This is a genomic window from Roseibium sp. M-1, assembly GCF_054515675.1.
The window spans coordinates 755,906-771,547 of the sequence record NZ_CM137257.1; the positions used below are offsets into that span (position 1 = coordinate 755,906).

Sequence of the window (15,642 nt, forward strand, 5' to 3'; positions counted from 1 at the left end):
AGTTTGGAGGCCCCGACCGGAATCGAACCGGTGTTGACGGATTTGCAATCCGCTGCGTCACCACTCCGCCACAGGGCCCCAAGGTGGTGTGCCGCGCGTTATCAATCACTTGGAGGGATTGGTCAAGTCCTGAATGCAGGCCGCTTCATATTTCCACCGCTGCCTGGGGCATGCCTGGATGGGAAGGGCGGATTGCGGCGATTTTCCGCCAAAAGCGAAAACCCTTTGGGAGTTCAGTAGCGACTGATACTTGTCAGGGTGCCTTTGCATCGCTAATGAACGTTTCTCAAGAGGCGCCGGTAACACGGCATGTCAGAGTGAGGGCCGATATGACGGACTTTAACCAGTCCCGCCGCAAGATGGTGGACAACCAGCTGCGCACCAACGATGTGACCGATCACCGGATCCTGGACGCCATGGAACTGGTGCCGCGGGAACGTTTCGTACCGGCCTCCAAGCGGACCGTCGCCTATATCGACGAAGACCTGCCGGTCGGTTCCACGGAAAGCGGCCGCATGCTGATGAAACCCCACATTTTCGGCAAGCTTGTTCAACTGGCGGAAATCCGCGAGGGCGATGTGGTTCTGGTGGTCGGTGCAGGCACGGGTTACAGCGCCGCTGTCGTCTCCAAGCTGGCTGCCTCCGTGGTGGCGCTTGAAGAGAACGCCGATCTCGCCAAGACCGCGACTGAAGTGCTTGTCGATCTGGGTATCGAAAACGCGGTCGTGGTCGAAGGCCCCCTCGTTGCAGGTTTCGCCGCCGAAGGTCCCTATGACGTGATCCTGGTGGACGGTGCCGTGGAAGTGCTGCCGGATGCGCTGACCGCCCAGTTGAAGCCGGACGGACGCCTAGCCGTGGTCGAAGGGCAGGGCGGGGCCGGTGTTGCCAAGCTCTATCAGAAGTCCGGCACGGCCGTGAGCAGCCGCTACGGCTTCAACGCCTCGGTCAGTTTGCTGCCAGGTTTTGCGAAGGCCGCTGAATTCGTCTTCTAAACTGCCGGAAATTCCGCGTACTCGAAATTGAACCCGCCGTTTTCCGGCGGGTTTTTCTTTGCGCGGCGCAGCAGCAGGTGCCGTATCGACACCTTGTTGCCAATAAGCCGCACTCACGGAAAATCCGCATTGCGGATTTGCAAAAATCGGTCAAATGGTTGAAGAACAACACCCATCAGTTTACTCAACTGGTTCGAGTAGGTTGACCCGGAAGGAGTGTGGCGTGTCTGGTCGTTCAGCTTTGAGAATATTGACCCTTGCCATGGGCCTGCTGGGTGGTGTTTCCGTCGCTGCGCTGGGTTCGGCGGGACTGTCGCCTGCCGGCGCGGAAACCATCCGCGATTCCCTGGCGCTGGCCTATGCCAACAACCCCACTTTGAATGCAGCGCGCGCGCAGTTGCGCGGTGTCGATGAAAATGTTCCGCAGGCTTTGTCCGGGTGGCGCCCGACGGTTTCCGCATCCGCTTCAGCCGGCCGCCTCGCGACCGGGTCCGACAGCGTGATCGACTATCGCAACAATGCGTCGATTTCGCTGTCCATCAGCCAGACCCTGTTCCGCGGCTTCCGGACTGTCAATTCCACCCGGCAGGCCGAGGCTGTTGTCCGGGCACAGCGTGAAAGCCTGATGTCGACTGAACAGGACACGCTCCTGGACGCTGCGACATCCTATGTCGATGTGATCCGCGATACCGCTCTCGTTTCCCTGCAGCGCAGCGATCTGGCCTTTCTTGAGGAACAGGTCCGGGCTGCGCGCGACAGGTTCGATGTGGGCGAGGGCACGCGAACCGATGTCAGCCAGGCCGAAGCCCGTTCGGCCGAAGCAAGGGCAAGCCTCAATACGGCCCTTGCCAACCTCAATACCAGCCGCGCCATCTACCGTCAGGTGATCGGCATCGAGGCCAAAAGCCTTTCGGCCGACACCAGCATCAGCCGTTTTGTGCCTAAGTCCATCGACCAGGCGATGCAGCTCAGCGAAAGCAATCAGCCGCTGATCCGCCAGGCGCAGCATCTCGTTGATGCGGCGATCTTCAACATCAAGGCGATCGAAGGCGAATTGCTGCCGACCGTGACCCTTGACGGCAGCATTTCCCGGTCGTGGAACCCGTCCTCAGTGACGGATTACAGCGACAATGCCCAGATTTTCGGGAATGTCAGCATTCCGCTCTATCAGGGCGGTGGTGTTTCCTCCCGTGTGCGCCAAGCCAAGGAAGAACTCGGCCAGACCCGGCTGCAGTTGGACGTGACACGCGATCAGGTTCGGGCGAATGTCATTTCCGCCTGGGGCAACTATCAGGCTGCAGAGGCGTCGATCGTCGCTGCCCAGGCTGCGGTCGAGGCGCAGCAACTGGCGTTGGAAGGCGTTATCGAGGAACAGCGGGTCGGACAGCGCACCACTCTTGATGTGCTCGACGCACAGCGTGAACTGGTGACCCAGCAGTCCAACCTCGTCACAGCCCAGCGCAATCGTATCGTCAGCGGCTATCAGTTGGTGGCCTCCATTGGCCGGCTCGATGCAGAATCGCTTGGCCTGAATGTTGCGCGCTACAATCCGAAGCAGCATTACGAAGCCGTTCGCGACCAGTGGATAGGTCTCAGGACGCCGGACGGGCGGTAAGATCTCGGTAACAATTTGTCTTCACGATAGCGGCTGATGATCCGGAGGATCCTCGGCCGCTTCGTTTTTTGGCGCAGAGCCATGACAATAAAGCGGATACTGATGTTCAACGCCGGGCCGATTTCCAACTCGAATCGGCATTTTCCGACTAAAAAGGGGAAAAGGCGTTGGTAAGGGAGCGCGCTCGCTTTGCGCGTTTCTTATTGACCCGCATAATTTCGGTTAACGAATCATTCAGAATGAACTGGGTGTTCCTTAGCGTAGCCGAGAAGTACGGGGGAAGTCATGGCACAGGCGAAAAAGGCTGAAGAGCCGTCGATGGAGGAGATCCTCGCATCGATCCGCCGAATCATATCCGACGAGGACTCCCAGGGCGCCGGGGAGAGCGGTGCCACCGAGAAAGTTGAAACCCCAGTAGCTAAAGAGGCGGCGGACGATATGGGCAATGCCTCCGAAATGTCCCAGGACGATCTCGACAAACTGTTCGACATGGCCGGGGACGACGACGAACTGGACGTCGATGAAGGCGCGGATGATATGGCTGCGGCCATGGAGGCCGATGCCGAAGACGACGAGGGCGACGACGTTCTGGAATTGACCGAAGAACTGGCGATTCCCGATGATGCCATGGATATGGTCGAAGGCATGGCCGACGATCTGGAAGGCGATGCCGGGGATATTTCCTTTGCCGAACCGCCCATGCCGGAGCCGGAACCCGAGCCGGCGATGGATTTCGATCCGGACCACCTGCTGGCGGCGATGCCGATCCCGGACAATCTGCCGAATATGGCAGCCGATACACCCTTGACCTCGCAGCACACGGGCGAGCAGGTTCATGCGGCGTTCGACAATCTTGCGAATATGTTTGTCGGCTCTCAGGCCCAGACAGTGGAAGAACTGGTCAAGGAAATGCTGCGGCCGATGCTGAAAGCCTGGCTCGATCAGAACCTGCCCAATATGGTGCAGCAGATGGTCCAGAAGGAAATTCAGCGCGTTACCCGCGGCCGCTGATCGTTCTTTCGAGACTAAAGTTCACTCAGGGGGTGCCAGCCGGCATCCCCTGAAACCGTTTTGGGCTACCTCCGAGCAGAGCGCGTGCCACTCGCAGCCGGTGCAGGCGGTGCGAACAGACCCGGCTGCGAACGCATTGCGCAACTGCTTCACGCTGTCCGCATCGAGACGCACGTCCTCCACGGTGTCGAGGTCGACACCGAGCACTGTCCCCACATCGGCTGCAGCCTGGGCGTCCCGGAGCCTGACGCTTTCATTGTGGCAGTGACAAGCAGGCTCAGTGAGCATTGGCTGGCAAAGATCGTCGGGGCCGCGCACGAGCCGGACCGATTCACCATCGTTCAGCCGGCGGACGATGCGGCTGTAATTGGCGACGAAGGCAGGCGTATAGCCTTTGCCGAGATAGGTCATGAGGCAGAGCAGATGGTGGGCGCGGAGCGTAACGGTCATGGCACGCTTATGGCAGCAAACCGTCGCCAGCCCAAGCGAGGAAAGTCAGGCAGATTTGTGCTTCGGCAAATCCGCCGGTTTGAGCCGTTTCCCGAGCATAGGCGGTTGACTTGCGGCAGCGCTTCCGATTTACACGGTGGCTCACGAATTTCGAGATACATCCCCCATTGAGTGACCCTGATGCTGGATAAGACCTACGATGCGGCCAGCGTTGAGCCGCGGATTTACGAAACCTGGGAAAAGGCGGAGGCCTTCAAGGCCGGAGCGGGTGCCAAGGACGGCGCACCTGCCTTTTCCATCGTAATTCCGCCCCCCAACGTAACCGGGTCCCTGCATATGGGTCACGCGCTCAACAACACGCTGCAGGACATTCTGATCCGCTGGAAGCGCATGCAGGGCTTTGACGTCCTCTGGCAGCCGGGCACCGACCACGCGGGCATCGCGACCCAGATGGTCGTCGAGCGCGAGCTGATGGAAAACCAGCAGCGTGGTCGACGTGAAATGGGGCGCGAAGCCTTTGTCGAACGGGTCTGGGAACAAAAGCGCAAGTCGGAAGGTACGATTCTCGGTCAGTTGAAGCGCCTCGGCGCGTCTTGCGATTGGAGCCGCACGGAATTCACCATGTCGCCGAACCTCTCGGAGGCGGTGCTCAAGGTCTTTGTCGACCTTTATAACGAGGGTCTGATCTACAAGTCCAAGCGGTTGGTGAACTGGGATCCGAAGTTCGAGACAGCAATTTCCGATCTTGAGGTCGAAAACATAGAGTCCGACGGCCACATGTGGCACTTCAAGTACCCGCTGGCAGGCGGCGAGACCTATGAATATGTCGAGAAGGATGAGGACGGGAACATCACCCTCCGCGAGATCCGCGGCTATATCTCAATTGCCACCACGCGTCCGGAAACCATGCTGGGCGACGGCGCCGTTGCCGTTCACCCGAGCGACGAGCGCTACCGGCCGATTGTCGGAAAACTCTGCGAGATTCCGGTCGGGCCGAAGGAGCATCGCCGCCTGATCCCGATTATCACCGATGAGTACCCCGACCCGACCTTCGGCTCAGGTGCGGTGAAGATCACCGGCGCACACGATTTCAACGACTATGGCGTTGCACAGCGCAACAAGATCCCGATGTACCGGTTGATGGATACACAGGGTTCCATGCGCTCCGATGGCGCTCCTTATGTCGAGGAAGCTGCCAAGGCCCAGGCGATCATCGACGGCGCCGAGATGACGATCAACGAAGTCGATCTCATCAACATCGTGCCGGACGACTTGCGCGGTCTTGATCGTTTCGAGGCGCGCAAGCGCGTCATCGACCAGATCACGGCCGAAGGCCTTGCAGTGACCGTTGCTGCCGACCATCCGGACGTTGCCTGGATGAAGGGGCAGGCGCCGGAATGGAACCATCTCGGCCGGGCCATTGTACGTCCGCTGGAAGAAGGCACGGACGCACCGGAGCGCCTGCCGCTGGTCGAGTCCAAGAAGATCATGCAGCCCTATGGAGACCGCTCCAAGGTCGTCATCGAACCGATGCTGACCGACCAGTGGTTCGTCGATGCCAAGACGCTTGCGGCACCAGCATTGAAGGCCGTTCAGGACGGGTCCACCAAGTTCGTTCCCGAGAACTGGGACAAGACCTATTACAACTGGCTGAACGACATCCAGCCCTGGTGCATCTCGCGCCAGCTCTGGTGGGGTCACCAGATCCCGGTGTGGTACGACGAGGATGGCAATGAATATTGCGCGATGTCCGAGGAAGAAGCGGTTGCGAAGGCCGGCGGCAAGACGCTGACACGCGACGAAGACGTCCTCGACACCTGGTTTTCTTCAGCGCTCTGGCCGTTCTCGACTCTCGGCTGGCCAAACAAGACGCCGGAGCTGGAGCGCTATTACAAGACCGACGTCCTGATCACCGGCTTCGACATCATCTTCTTCTGGGTTGCCCGCATGATGATGCAGGGCATCCACTTCATGGAAGAAGTGCCATTCCACACGGTCTATATCAACTCGATCGTGGTCGACAAGAACGGGAAGAAGATGTCGAAATCGCTCGGCAACGTTCTCGATCCGCTTGAGCTTTTCGACGCCTACGGCGCAGATGCCACCCGGTTTGCGCTTGCAAGCCAGGAGGTGCAGTCGCGCCGGACGCTGCGCATGTCCGACCAGGCAGCCGAAGGCGGTCAGCGGTTTGCTACCAAGCTCTGGAACGCGGCGCGCTTTGCCGAGATGAACGGCTGCGCCCGTGTCGAAGGTTTCGATCCGGCGACGGCACAGCACACGCTCAACCGCTGGATCGCGACGGAAACCGGCCGTTGCATTGCCGAAGTCACCAGTGCCCTTGAGAACTTCCGCTTCAACGATGCAGCCGGTGCAGTTTACCGCTTTACCTGGAACCTCTTCTGCGACTGGTTCCTGGAGCTCGCCAAGCCGATCTTCAACGGCGAAGACGAAGCTGCAAAGGCCGAGACAAGGGCGACGGCTGCTTGGGCCATCGACGAAATTCTCAAGATCCTGCATCCCTTCATGCCGTTCCTGACGGAGGAACTCTGGGACAGGCTCGGCGACGAAGGCGTGAAGGCCGGCGGATTGCTGATGCTGACTGCCTGGCCTGACGCCAGGGTTTCCGACCAGGCCGCGGCGGACGAGATCAACTGGCTGGTGACACTCATTTCTGAGATCCGCTCTGTCCGGGCGGAGATGAACGTTCCGGCTGGTGCCAAGGTCGCAATCGTCATTGTCGGTGCCAATGACGAGACGAAGGCCCGGCTGAAGACGCACGAGGCCGCAGTGCTGCGCCTTGCCCGCGCCGAAACTGTTGATCTCGCCGATACCGCGCCGTCCGGTTCGGCCCAGATCATCGTTGGCGAAACCACGGTCTGCCTGCCGCTGGCCGGTGTGATCGATCTCGGCGCAGAAAAGGCCCGCCTGCAGAAGGAAGCCGGCAAGCTGGACGGCGAGATCAAGAAGATCGAAGCCAAGCTTTCCAACCCGAAGTTCATCGACCGTGCTCCGGAAGAAGTCGTCGACGGCGAGCGGGAAAAGATTGCCGAATCCCGGGAAAAGCTGGAAAAGGTTCAGATTGCCCTGAACCGTCTTGCGGAAATCGGCTAGACATTTTGGGGCCCGGGCAGGACTTTGTCTTTTCCGGGCCGCAATTCGACATTAGATCAGCGCCAACCGGCCGGATTCGGCCGGTGTGCTTAGCCGGGTTCCGGACGGAATGAGGCTGTTGAAGCGCGGATAAGCTCGATGGCAGAAGTTGTCGATACCGGGGACTTGAATTGAAGCGGATGGCGGATCTGGTTGACAGGATGAAGACGGCAAAGCGTTTTTGCGCGACCCTCGGGATTGCGACTGCCATCGTGGGTATGCCCGGTCTTGCAGCTCATGCGGAAAAGATCGAGAACCCGGTTGCCGTTTTTTCCGGCCTCGACAAGATCACCGGTCGCATCATTTCCTTCGACGTCTATATCGGCGAAACCGTGCAATTCGGTGCCCTCCAGGTGACACCGCGCGTCTGCTATTCCCGGCCGCAGACGGAATCGCCGCTGACCACCGGTTTCGTGCAGGTGGACGAGATTACGCTCAACAATGAGGTCCGGCGGATCTATTCCGGCTGGATGTTTGCGGCGAGCCCTGGACTGCATGCTGTCGAACACCCCGTCTACGATATCTGGCTGACCGACTGCAAACTTGCATCTAGAGTGCCGCCGCCCGAGGACTATGCAGGCCCGCCGATCTCCAGCACCGTGCCGGAAGGCGAGGATCCGCTCGCAGGTCCTGATGACGGGCAGGATAGCGGTCCCGGCGTTCCCTTGCCGAAGCCGTTCCAGGGTTGATCTTTTCTGAAATGAGAAGTGTTTGCGCTCAGCGCCGCGGCGGATAACCAGGCGCGCGCAATTCAAATCCCGTCTTGGATTTCAAGAACCCGAGCGTTTCGTAGAAGCGGTGCGCCTCGATGTTGGCGTTGCCGGACATCAGCATGACCTTGAAACATCCCTCGGCAAATGCCTTGTCGATGGCTGCCTGCAACAGATCTCGGCCGACACCCTTGCCGCGCCACGCGCTATGCGTCACCACATTTTCAATGAGGGCGTAGGACGCACATCCACGCGTGAGGTTCGGCACGATGACAAGCGTACAGGTCGATATCAGCTGATCGCCCTTTTTGCCGACAAGAAGTGTTAGTCCGGGATGATCGAGCATCCCTGCAAAGGTCTTCTGCTGCAGCTCTTCGGGCGCGGGCCGGTCGTCTGAAATCAGGTGGCGATAAAGCTCACGAAGGCCAGCCAGATCCTGCAGGTTCGCGGATCGGATGACAAAGTTTGCGCCGGAAGTGGTCATGCCTTGTTGAGCGCCCAATCCAAATGAAAAACCCGCCGAGTGGCGGGTCTTTCGCGAGGTGGTTCAGTCTATATCGATGTAATCGGCCGGTGTGATGCCGAGGCGCCCGTCGACATAGGTGCCGCAGCGCTGGATCAGCTCGTCCATGTCGTTCTCGAAGAAATGGTTGGCGCCCGGAATGGTCTCGTGGTCGATCACGATGCCCTTCTGGGTCTTCAGCTTGTCGACAAGGGTCTGAACATCCTTTTGAGGCACCACCTTGTCGTTGTCGCCATGGACGATCAGGCCGGAAGACGGGCAGGGGGCCAGGAACGAGAAGTCATGCAGGTTGGCGGGCGGCGCGACGGAGATGAAGCCTTCCACTTCCGGGCGGCGCATCAGCAGCTGCATGCCGATCCAGGCACCGAAGGAGAAACCGGCGATCCAGCAGGCGCGGGCGTCCGGGTGCACGGTCTGCACCCAATCGAGCGCTGCCGCCGCATCGGACAGTTCCCCCTGGCCATGGTCGAAGGAACCCTGGGACCGGCCGACGCCGCGGAAATTGAAGCGCAGTACTGCAAATCCGCGCCGGGCGAACATGTAGTACATCTGGTAGACGATCTGGTTGTTCATCGTTCCGCCGAACTGCGGATGGAGATGCAGCACCAGGGCGATGGGCGCATTGCGTTTTCTGGCGGGATGAAACCGGCCCTCGAGCCGGCCGGCGGGACCGTTGAAGATCACCTCAGGCATGAAGCGCTGTGTCCTTGTCAATTTGTCGCGCAGGAGAATAGCGCGCGGAATTTTGGGTTCTGGCTACGTGGTTTCCCGTAAGTCTAAACTTGACTCTTTGTCTCCGAGTTTTTAGAACCCTGTTTAGAATTATTCGAAAGTTCGCACCATCCCGCAAAGGCAGACGATGCTCGGTTCGACCGGTTGGGGGTGTTATCGTCAGCGCAGCGGAAAATTTCAAGAAATTTCGCACATGTGTCTGACGTTAAAGCGAAAATTCGATTATCAACCGTGACTGGAATCTGACAAAAGAGGTGCCATGCCGCGCAATGCCGCCCCGATCTACCTGGACCACAACGCCGGAGCGCCCCTGCGCGACAGCGTGCGTGTGGCCATGATCGAGGTGTTGAGCGATGCCGGCAATGCGTCGTCGGTGCATGCGCATGGGCGACGGGCTCGCGGCCGGATCGAGGCGGCACGGGAACAGGTTGCCCGGTTGTGCAATGCCAGAAACCGGGCAGTCACCTTTGTCTCCGGCGGGACGGAAGCGAACATGACCGCATTGTCGCCCTCCTGGCAGGATCAGGGGGCACCGGTCTATCTCGACAAGCTCTTCAGAAGCGCTGTTGAACATCCTTCCGTTGTCACGGGCGGCCGCTTTCCCGTCGCCGACCAGGTGGTGTTGACGGTGGATGATGCAGGACGCGTCGAACTCGATGCTCTCGAAGAAACGGTTCGTGAAGCTGATCCAAGCCTGATTTCAGTCATGGCAGCCAACAATGAGACCGGTGTTGTTCAACCCTTGGCGAAGATCGGCGAAATTGCCGCAAGATACGGCCATTTCTTTCATGTCGATGCGGTTCAGGCCGCCGGCAGAATGACGATCGACGTTGAGACCTGGCAAGCGGATGCAGTGACCCTGTCGGCGCACAAGTTCGGTGGACCGCAGGGGATCGGTGCTGTGGTTGTTCGCTCCACGGCGCGGGTACCTTCGCCGTTGATGGTGGGAGGCGGCCAGGAAAACTGGCGCCGGGGCGGAACGGAAAACGTCGCCGCGATCGCCGGTTTCGGCATTGCTGCGGAGGATGCCCTTGAAGAGGCCGCAGACACACGCCATCTGGCAAAGATAAAAGCCAGGCTCGAGACGGGGCTCAAGTCCGTCTGTCCAGCGACCGTTTTCTTTGGTGAAACCGCAGAACGCCTGGCCAACACAAGCTGCTTTGCAGTTCCCGGCATTCCGGCAGAAACCGCACTGATCGCGTTCGACCTCGAGGGAATGTCAATTTCCTCAGGCTCGGCTTGCTCCTCAGGCAAGGTCTCCGTCTCCCACGTGCTGACCGCCATGGGTGTGCCCGAAGATCTCGCACGTTGCGCTTTGCGTATCAGTATGGGTTGGAATACGGGCGAAGGCGATATAGACCGCCTTCTGGATCTTTGGCCGCGGATTGTCGACCGGCTCAATCCGGAAGCCCGCAACCGGGCGGCATAGAATTTCGGCGGGATACCGCCAGGAAAAGGGCAGCCGGGATCGCCCGGTTGCAGACGTAAGTTTTTAGTGCAGGCGCAAAGCCTGCCAGATGGAGGCAAGACATGCCAGCTGTACAGGAAACCATCGATCGGGTGAAAGCCATTGATGTGGACCAGTATAAATACGGCTTCGTGACGGAGATCGAGTCGGAGAAGGGTGCCAAAGGCCTTTCCGAGGAGACGGTCCGCTTTCTGTCGGCCAAGAAGAACGAACCGGAATGGATGACCGAATGGCGCCTCGATGCATTGCGCCGGTTCAAGCAGATGGAAGAGCCGACCTGGGCGCGTGTCCATTATCCGAAGATCGATTTTGACGACCTCTACTACTGGGCAGCCCCGAAATCCGTCGAAGGCCCCAAGAGCCTGGACGAAGTCGACCCGGAACTGCTGGCGACCTATGAGAAGCTTGGCATTCCGCTGCGCGAGCAGGAAATCCTTGCCGGTGTCGAGCCGAAGAACCGCGTCGCCGTCGATGCCGTGTTCGACAGTGTTTCCGTCGTCACCACCTTCAAGGAAGAGCTGAAGAAGGCAGGTGTCATCTTCTGTTCGATCTCCGAGGCTCTGCGCGAATATCCGGATCTGGTGAAGAAGTATCTCGGCTCCGTCGTTCCGGTGACCGACAATTTCTACGCGACGCTCAATTCCGCGGTCTTTTCCGACGGCTCGTTCGTCTATGTGCCGGAGGGCGTGCGTTGCCCGATGGAACTGTCGACTTATTTCCGCATCAACGAGCAGAACACCGGCCAGTTCGAGCGCACGCTGATTATCGCCGACAAGGGTGCCTACGTTTCCTATCTGGAAGGCTGCACAGCACCCCAGCGCGACGAGAACCAGCTGCATGCGGCCGTCGTCGAACTGGTTGCCCTGGATGACGCAGAGATCAAATACTCGACCGTCCAGAACTGGTTCCCGGGCGACAAGAACGGCAAGGGCGGTATCTACAACTTTGTCACCAAGCGGGGCGATTGCCGCGGCAAGAACTCCAAGATCTCCTGGACCCAGGTCGAAACCGGCTCGGCGATCACCTGGAAATACCCGTCCTGCATCCTGCGCGGCGAGAATTCCCGTGGTGAGTTCTATTCCATCGCGGTTTCCAACGGCTACCAGCAGGTGGATAGCGGCACCAAGATGATCCATCTCGGCAAGAACTCTTCCAGCCGGATCATCTCCAAGGGCATTTCCGCCGGCAAGTCACAGAACACCTATCGCGGCCTGGTCTCCGCCCACCGCAAGGCATCGAATGCCCGCAACTTCACCCAATGCGACAGCCTGCTGATCGGTCAGGACTGCGGCGCGCATACGGTGCCCTATATCGAGAGCAAGAACGCCTCTGCCCAGTTCGAGCACGAGGCGACCACCTCGAAGATCTCTGACGACCAGATGTTCTATTGCCTGCAGCGCGGGTTGTCGGAAGAGGAAGCCGTGGCGCTGATCGTCAACGGTTTCGTCAAGGACGTCATCCAGCAGTTGCCGATGGAATTCGCCGTCGAGGCGCAGAAGCTGATTTCGATCAGTCTGGAAGGATCCGTGGGTTAACGCCCAGACACAACGTTTGAATTGTCCGGGCTTTAAAAGCCTGCCGAAGTTACGAGGAAAATCTCAATGCTTGAGATCAAGAACCTGCACGCCCGCATCACGGAAGATGAAACCGAGATCCTGCGCGGGATCGACCTGACCATCAAGGCCGGCGAAGTGCATGCCATCATGGGGCCGAACGGATCGGGCAAGTCGACGCTGTCCTATATCCTGGCCGGCAAGGACGATTATGAAGTCACCGAAGGCGAGATCCTTTTCAACGGTGAAAACCTTCTGGAAATGGAACCGGATGAGCGCGCTGCCGCGGGCCTTTTCCTGGCGTTCCAGTACCCGATCGAGATCCCGGGTGTTGCCACCATGGAATTCCTGAAAACGGCGATGAACGCGCAGCGCAAGGCGCGCGGCGAAGACACTCTGTCGATCCCGGATTTCATGAAACGCGTGCGGGAAGCGGCCAGCCATCTGAACGTCTCCATGGACATGCTGAAGCGTCCGCTGAATGTCGGTTTCTCCGGCGGTGAGAAGAAGCGTGCCGAGATCCTGCAGATGTCGCTGCTGGAGCCTAAGCTCTGCGTCCTCGACGAAACGGATTCCGGTCTCGACATCGATGCTCTGCGGATTGTCTCCGAAGGCGTCAACAAGCTGCGCGGCCCGGATCGGGCGATGGTGGTGATCACCCACTACCAGCGTCTGCTGGACCACATCGTGCCGGATGTCGTTCATGTTCTTTCCAGGGGCCGCATCGTCAAGACCGGCGACAAGGACCTGGCACTGGAGCTGGAAAAGAACGGTTACGCCGACTACATCGACACGGCCGCCTGAGGGACGAGACGCGATATGAACGCCAACGCACCCATCAAACATACCCAGGCCGAAAGCGACCTGCTGGCACGGTTCGATAACGCGAAAGCGGAGCTTGCCGGTTCCGTTGCCGTTTCAGCCCTGCGTGAAGCCGCCCTCGGCCAGATCCGCGATCGCGGTCTGCCGCATCGGCGGGTCGAAGAATACAAGTATTCGGACCTGCGTGCCTATCTGAAGTCCGCAGCTTCGCTTGCAGGCGCAGCGGACCTTGCAGCAACCAGCGCGGTTCTGGACAGTCTTGACAGCTATGGTGACCTCGACCGTTACCGCATCGTCGTCGCGAATGGCAGTTTCCTGGCCGGGCTCTCCGATGTGGATGCGCTCGCCGCAGAAGGTGTCACGCTGACCGGTTTCTCTGACGCTTTGGCGAGCGAAGGTGGTGCGCAACTGCTGGCATCGCCCAAGAGTGGTGAGACCGATGGCCTCGTTGCCCTCAACACGGCCTTCGTACAAGGGGGTGTCGTGCTGACTGTCAAGGCAGGCGCGGAAGTGTCGAAGCCCGTCGAACTCGTGCAGGTCGCGGCTTCCACGGGAGCACAGGTCACGCGCAACCGCGTGGTGCTCGGAGAAGGTGCCAAGTTGCGACTTCTGGAGACCTTTGCCGGTGATACGGGTGAGGGCGAACTGAATGCGGTCTTCGATTACGACCTGGCCGACAAGGCAACGCTTGCCTCTACCCGCCTGATTGTCGGCAAGTCCGATGCCGCTCGTCTCTTCACCACGATCGCGACCATTGGCGCCGAGTGTGAATTCAAGTCGCTTGGTTTCATTGCCGGTCCGCGGTTTACTCGCAATCAGCAGTTCATCAACTTCACCGGTGAGAACTCGGAAGCCAAAATCTATGGTGTGACGATGGCAGGCGGCGATGCGCTTGCCGATCAGACGCTGATCGTCGATCACGCTGTTCCCCATTGCAACAGCCGCGAGTTCTTCAAGACTGTGCTCGACGGCCAGGCCAAGGGTGTCTATCAGGGCCGCATCAATGTGGCCCAGCATGCCCAGAAGACCGATGGCGAGATGATGACCCAGGCACTGCTCCTCTCCGAGGACGCAGAGATGGCCAACAAGCCGGAGCTGGAAATCTTCGCAGACGACGTCATCTGCGCCCATGGTGCGACCAGCGGCCAGATCGACGAGGACCTTCTGTTCTACCTGCGGGCTCGCGGCATCCCGGAAGACGAAGCCAAGACGCTGCTGGTTCTGGCGTTCCTCTCCGAGGCGATTGAAGAATACGGCGAAGACGACGTGACCGAGGGCCTGGAAGCGCGCGTGCGCGACTGGCTCGCCGCGCACTGAACCCAAAGCCGGACCGATTGGAACAAGGAGTTGCAGCCGCATGACGGTCGCCACCGCTGAAGAGACAACCGGCAGCTCCGGTTACGATGTCGAGGCCATCCGCCGGGATTTTCCGATCCTGTCGCGGGAGGTCTATGGCAAACCGCTGGTCTATCTCGACAACGGCGCTTCGGCGCAAAAGCCGCAGGCGGTGATCGATGCGGTGACGAAGGCCTATTCGCAAGAATATGCCAATGTTCACCGCGGCTTGCATTTCCTCTCCAACACGGCAACCGACAATTACGAAGCCGCGCGCGAGAAGGTGCGCCGTTTCCTGAATGCCAGGTCGGTGGACGAGGCGGTTTTCACCAAGTCGACGACGGAAGCGATCAACCTCGTCTCCTATGGACTCGGCCCGGACTATTTTGCCGATGGCGGCGAGATCGTCCTGTCGATCATGGAACACCATTCCAACATCGTGCCCTGGCACTTCCACCGCGAACGCCATGGCGCGAAGCTGAAATGGGTCTATGTCCGTGAGGACGGCTCGTTCGATCTCAACGCCTTCGCGGATACCCTGACCGACAAGACGCGCCTCGTTGCAATCACGCACATGTCCAACGTGCTGGGGACAGTTGTGCCGGTGAAGGAGGTCTGCCGGATCGCCCATGAACGCGGCATTCCGGTTCTGGTCGACGGCAGCCAGGCGGCAGTGCACCTGCCGGTCGACGTGCAGGACATGGACTGCGACTTCTATGTCTTCACCGGCCACAAGGTCTATGGTCCCTCGGGGATCGGCGTCCTCTGGGGCAAGCCGGAGCGTCTGAAGGCGCTGCGACCGTTTAATGGCGGCGGCGAGATGATCCTCGACGTCACCGAGGACATGATCACCTACAACGAGCCGCCACACCGCTTCGAAGCCGGGACGCCGCCGATCGTGCAGGCGATCGGTCTTGGGGCCGCGCTCGACTATATGGACGCGCTTGGCCGCGAAAACATTGCCCGTCACGAAGCGGATCTCAAGGAATATGCCCATCAGAAGCTGCGCGAAATCAACTCGCTCAGGATCTTTGGCGATGCTCCGGGCAAGGGTGCGATCGTTTCCTTTGAACTTCAAGGGGCACACGCGCATGATGTGGCGACGATCATCGACCGGGCAGGGGTGGCCGTGCGCGCCGGCACCCATTGTGCACAGCCGCTCTTGGCAAGATACGGCGTGACCTCTACATGTCGGGCAAGTTTCGGGCTTTATAACACGCGGTCGGAGGTGGACGCGCTTTATGAGGCCCTGTTGAAAGCACAGAGCTTTTTCGGGTAAGG

Annotated in this window: 13 protein-coding genes and 1 tRNA gene; 10 read left to right on the plus strand and 4 right to left on the minus strand. The window is 59.6% G+C overall.

The window, feature by feature from the left end:
* Positions 1-4: 4 nt before the first annotated feature.
* Positions 5-78, minus strand: a tRNA-Cys gene (locus tag ACX3M4_RS03485).
* A 251-nt stretch (positions 79-329) separates the two neighbouring features.
* Between ACX3M4_RS03485 and ACX3M4_RS03490 the strand changes: the two genes are divergently transcribed.
* From ACX3M4_RS03490 to ACX3M4_RS03500, 3 genes are all read left to right on the plus strand, one after another.
* Entirely contained in the window at positions 330-992 is a 663-nt protein-coding gene (locus ACX3M4_RS03490) for a protein-L-isoaspartate O-methyltransferase family protein (RefSeq protein WP_459357209.1), read from the plus strand.
* 223 nt (positions 993-1,215) lie between these two features.
* Positions 1,216-2,607, plus strand: coding sequence for a TolC family outer membrane protein (locus ACX3M4_RS03495; protein WP_459357210.1), 1,392 nt, complete (start codon positions 1,216-1,218; stop codon positions 2,605-2,607).
* A 285-nt stretch (positions 2,608-2,892) separates the two neighbouring features.
* Positions 2,893-3,618 (plus strand): PopZ family protein, encoded by a 726-nt coding sequence (locus ACX3M4_RS03500; protein ID WP_459357211.1) that lies wholly within the window; start codon positions 2,893-2,895, stop codon positions 3,616-3,618.
* Positions 3,619-3,639: 21 nt separating this feature from the next.
* Here the strand turns inward: ACX3M4_RS03500 and ACX3M4_RS03505 are convergent, their stop codons facing one another.
* The gene (locus ACX3M4_RS03505; RefSeq protein WP_459357212.1) at positions 3,640-4,068 is read right to left on the minus strand and encodes a DUF1284 domain-containing protein; all 429 of its coding nucleotides are present in this window, start codon (positions 4,066-4,068) and stop codon (positions 3,640-3,642) included.
* A gap of 180 nt (positions 4,069-4,248) precedes the next feature.
* On the opposite strand from ACX3M4_RS03505, the gene ACX3M4_RS03510 reads away from it, so the two are divergent.
* Together ACX3M4_RS03510 and ACX3M4_RS03515 are read left to right on the plus strand one after the other, a co-directional pair.
* Complete coding sequence (locus ACX3M4_RS03510) at positions 4,249-7,179, plus strand: valine--tRNA ligase (RefSeq protein ID WP_459357213.1); 2,931 nt, start codon at positions 4,249-4,251, stop codon at positions 7,177-7,179.
* 179 nt (positions 7,180-7,358) lie between these two features.
* On the plus strand, positions 7,359-7,907 hold the full coding sequence (locus ACX3M4_RS03515; RefSeq protein ID WP_459357214.1) for a DUF2155 domain-containing protein: 549 nt from the start codon (positions 7,359-7,361) through the stop codon (positions 7,905-7,907).
* A 28-nt stretch (positions 7,908-7,935) separates the two neighbouring features.
* On the opposite strand, the gene ACX3M4_RS03520 is transcribed toward ACX3M4_RS03515, so the two are convergent.
* Together ACX3M4_RS03520 and ACX3M4_RS03525 are read right to left on the minus strand one after the other, a co-directional pair.
* Positions 7,936-8,412, minus strand: a complete 477-nt coding sequence (locus ACX3M4_RS03520; RefSeq protein WP_459357215.1) for a GNAT family N-acetyltransferase — start codon at positions 8,410-8,412, stop codon at positions 7,936-7,938.
* A gap of 63 nt (positions 8,413-8,475) precedes the next feature.
* Positions 8,476-9,144: an alpha/beta hydrolase gene (locus ACX3M4_RS03525; protein ID WP_459357216.1), complete on the minus strand. Its 669-nt coding sequence runs from the start codon at positions 9,142-9,144 to the stop codon at positions 8,476-8,478.
* A gap of 298 nt (positions 9,145-9,442) precedes the next feature.
* Here ACX3M4_RS03525 and ACX3M4_RS03530 point away from each other — a divergent pair, with 298 nt between their 5' ends.
* The 5 genes from ACX3M4_RS03530 to ACX3M4_RS03550 all read left to right on the plus strand — a co-directional run bounded on the left by ACX3M4_RS03530 (position 9,443) and on the right by ACX3M4_RS03550 (position 15,640).
* Entirely contained in the window at positions 9,443-10,612 is a 1,170-nt protein-coding gene (locus ACX3M4_RS03530) for a cysteine desulfurase family protein (protein WP_459357217.1), read from the plus strand.
* 101 nt (positions 10,613-10,713) lie between these two features.
* On the plus strand, positions 10,714-12,186 hold the full coding sequence (gene sufB, locus ACX3M4_RS03535) for a Fe-S cluster assembly protein SufB (protein WP_459357218.1): 1,473 nt from the start codon (positions 10,714-10,716) through the stop codon (positions 12,184-12,186).
* Positions 12,187-12,252: 66 nt separating this feature from the next.
* Positions 12,253-13,008: a Fe-S cluster assembly ATPase SufC gene (sufC, locus tag ACX3M4_RS03540; RefSeq protein WP_459357219.1), complete on the plus strand. Its 756-nt coding sequence runs from the start codon at positions 12,253-12,255 to the stop codon at positions 13,006-13,008.
* A gap of 15 nt (positions 13,009-13,023) precedes the next feature.
* The gene (gene sufD, locus ACX3M4_RS03545) at positions 13,024-14,343 is read left to right on the plus strand and encodes a Fe-S cluster assembly protein SufD (protein WP_459357220.1); all 1,320 of its coding nucleotides are present in this window, start codon (positions 13,024-13,026) and stop codon (positions 14,341-14,343) included.
* A gap of 40 nt (positions 14,344-14,383) precedes the next feature.
* Complete coding sequence (locus tag ACX3M4_RS03550) at positions 14,384-15,640, plus strand: cysteine desulfurase (protein WP_459357221.1); 1,257 nt, start codon at positions 14,384-14,386, stop codon at positions 15,638-15,640.
* Positions 15,641-15,642: the final 2 nt, after the last annotated feature.

Excerpts from the sequence above, each read along its gene's own strand:
- sufC (WP_459357219.1), top strand. The coding sequence starts at position 12,253 with ATGCTTGAGATCAAGAACCTGCACGCCCGCATCACGGAAGATGAAACC.
- ACX3M4_RS03490 (WP_459357209.1), top strand. The coding sequence starts at position 330 with ATGACGGACTTTAACCAGTCCCGCCGCAAGATGGTGGACAACCAGCTG.
- ACX3M4_RS03515 (WP_459357214.1), top strand. The coding sequence starts at position 7,359 with ATGGCGGATCTGGTTGACAGGATGAAGACGGCAAAGCGTTTTTGCGCG.
- ACX3M4_RS03520 (WP_459357215.1), bottom strand. The coding sequence starts at position 8,412 with ATGACCACTTCCGGCGCAAACTTTGTCATCCGATCCGCGAACCTGCAG.
- ACX3M4_RS03550 (WP_459357221.1), top strand. The coding sequence starts at position 14,384 with ATGACGGTCGCCACCGCTGAAGAGACAACCGGCAGCTCCGGTTACGAT.
- ACX3M4_RS03510 (WP_459357213.1), top strand. The coding sequence starts at position 4,249 with ATGCTGGATAAGACCTACGATGCGGCCAGCGTTGAGCCGCGGATTTAC.
- ACX3M4_RS03530 (WP_459357217.1), top strand. The coding sequence starts at position 9,443 with ATGCCGCGCAATGCCGCCCCGATCTACCTGGACCACAACGCCGGAGCG.
- ACX3M4_RS03500 (WP_459357211.1), top strand. The coding sequence starts at position 2,893 with ATGGCACAGGCGAAAAAGGCTGAAGAGCCGTCGATGGAGGAGATCCTC.
- sufB (WP_459357218.1), top strand. The coding sequence starts at position 10,714 with ATGCCAGCTGTACAGGAAACCATCGATCGGGTGAAAGCCATTGATGTG.
- ACX3M4_RS03505 (WP_459357212.1), bottom strand. The coding sequence starts at position 4,068 with ATGACCGTTACGCTCCGCGCCCACCATCTGCTCTGCCTCATGACCTAT.
- ACX3M4_RS03525 (WP_459357216.1), bottom strand. The coding sequence starts at position 9,144 with ATGCCTGAGGTGATCTTCAACGGTCCCGCCGGCCGGCTCGAGGGCCGG.
- sufD (WP_459357220.1), top strand. The coding sequence starts at position 13,024 with ATGAACGCCAACGCACCCATCAAACATACCCAGGCCGAAAGCGACCTG.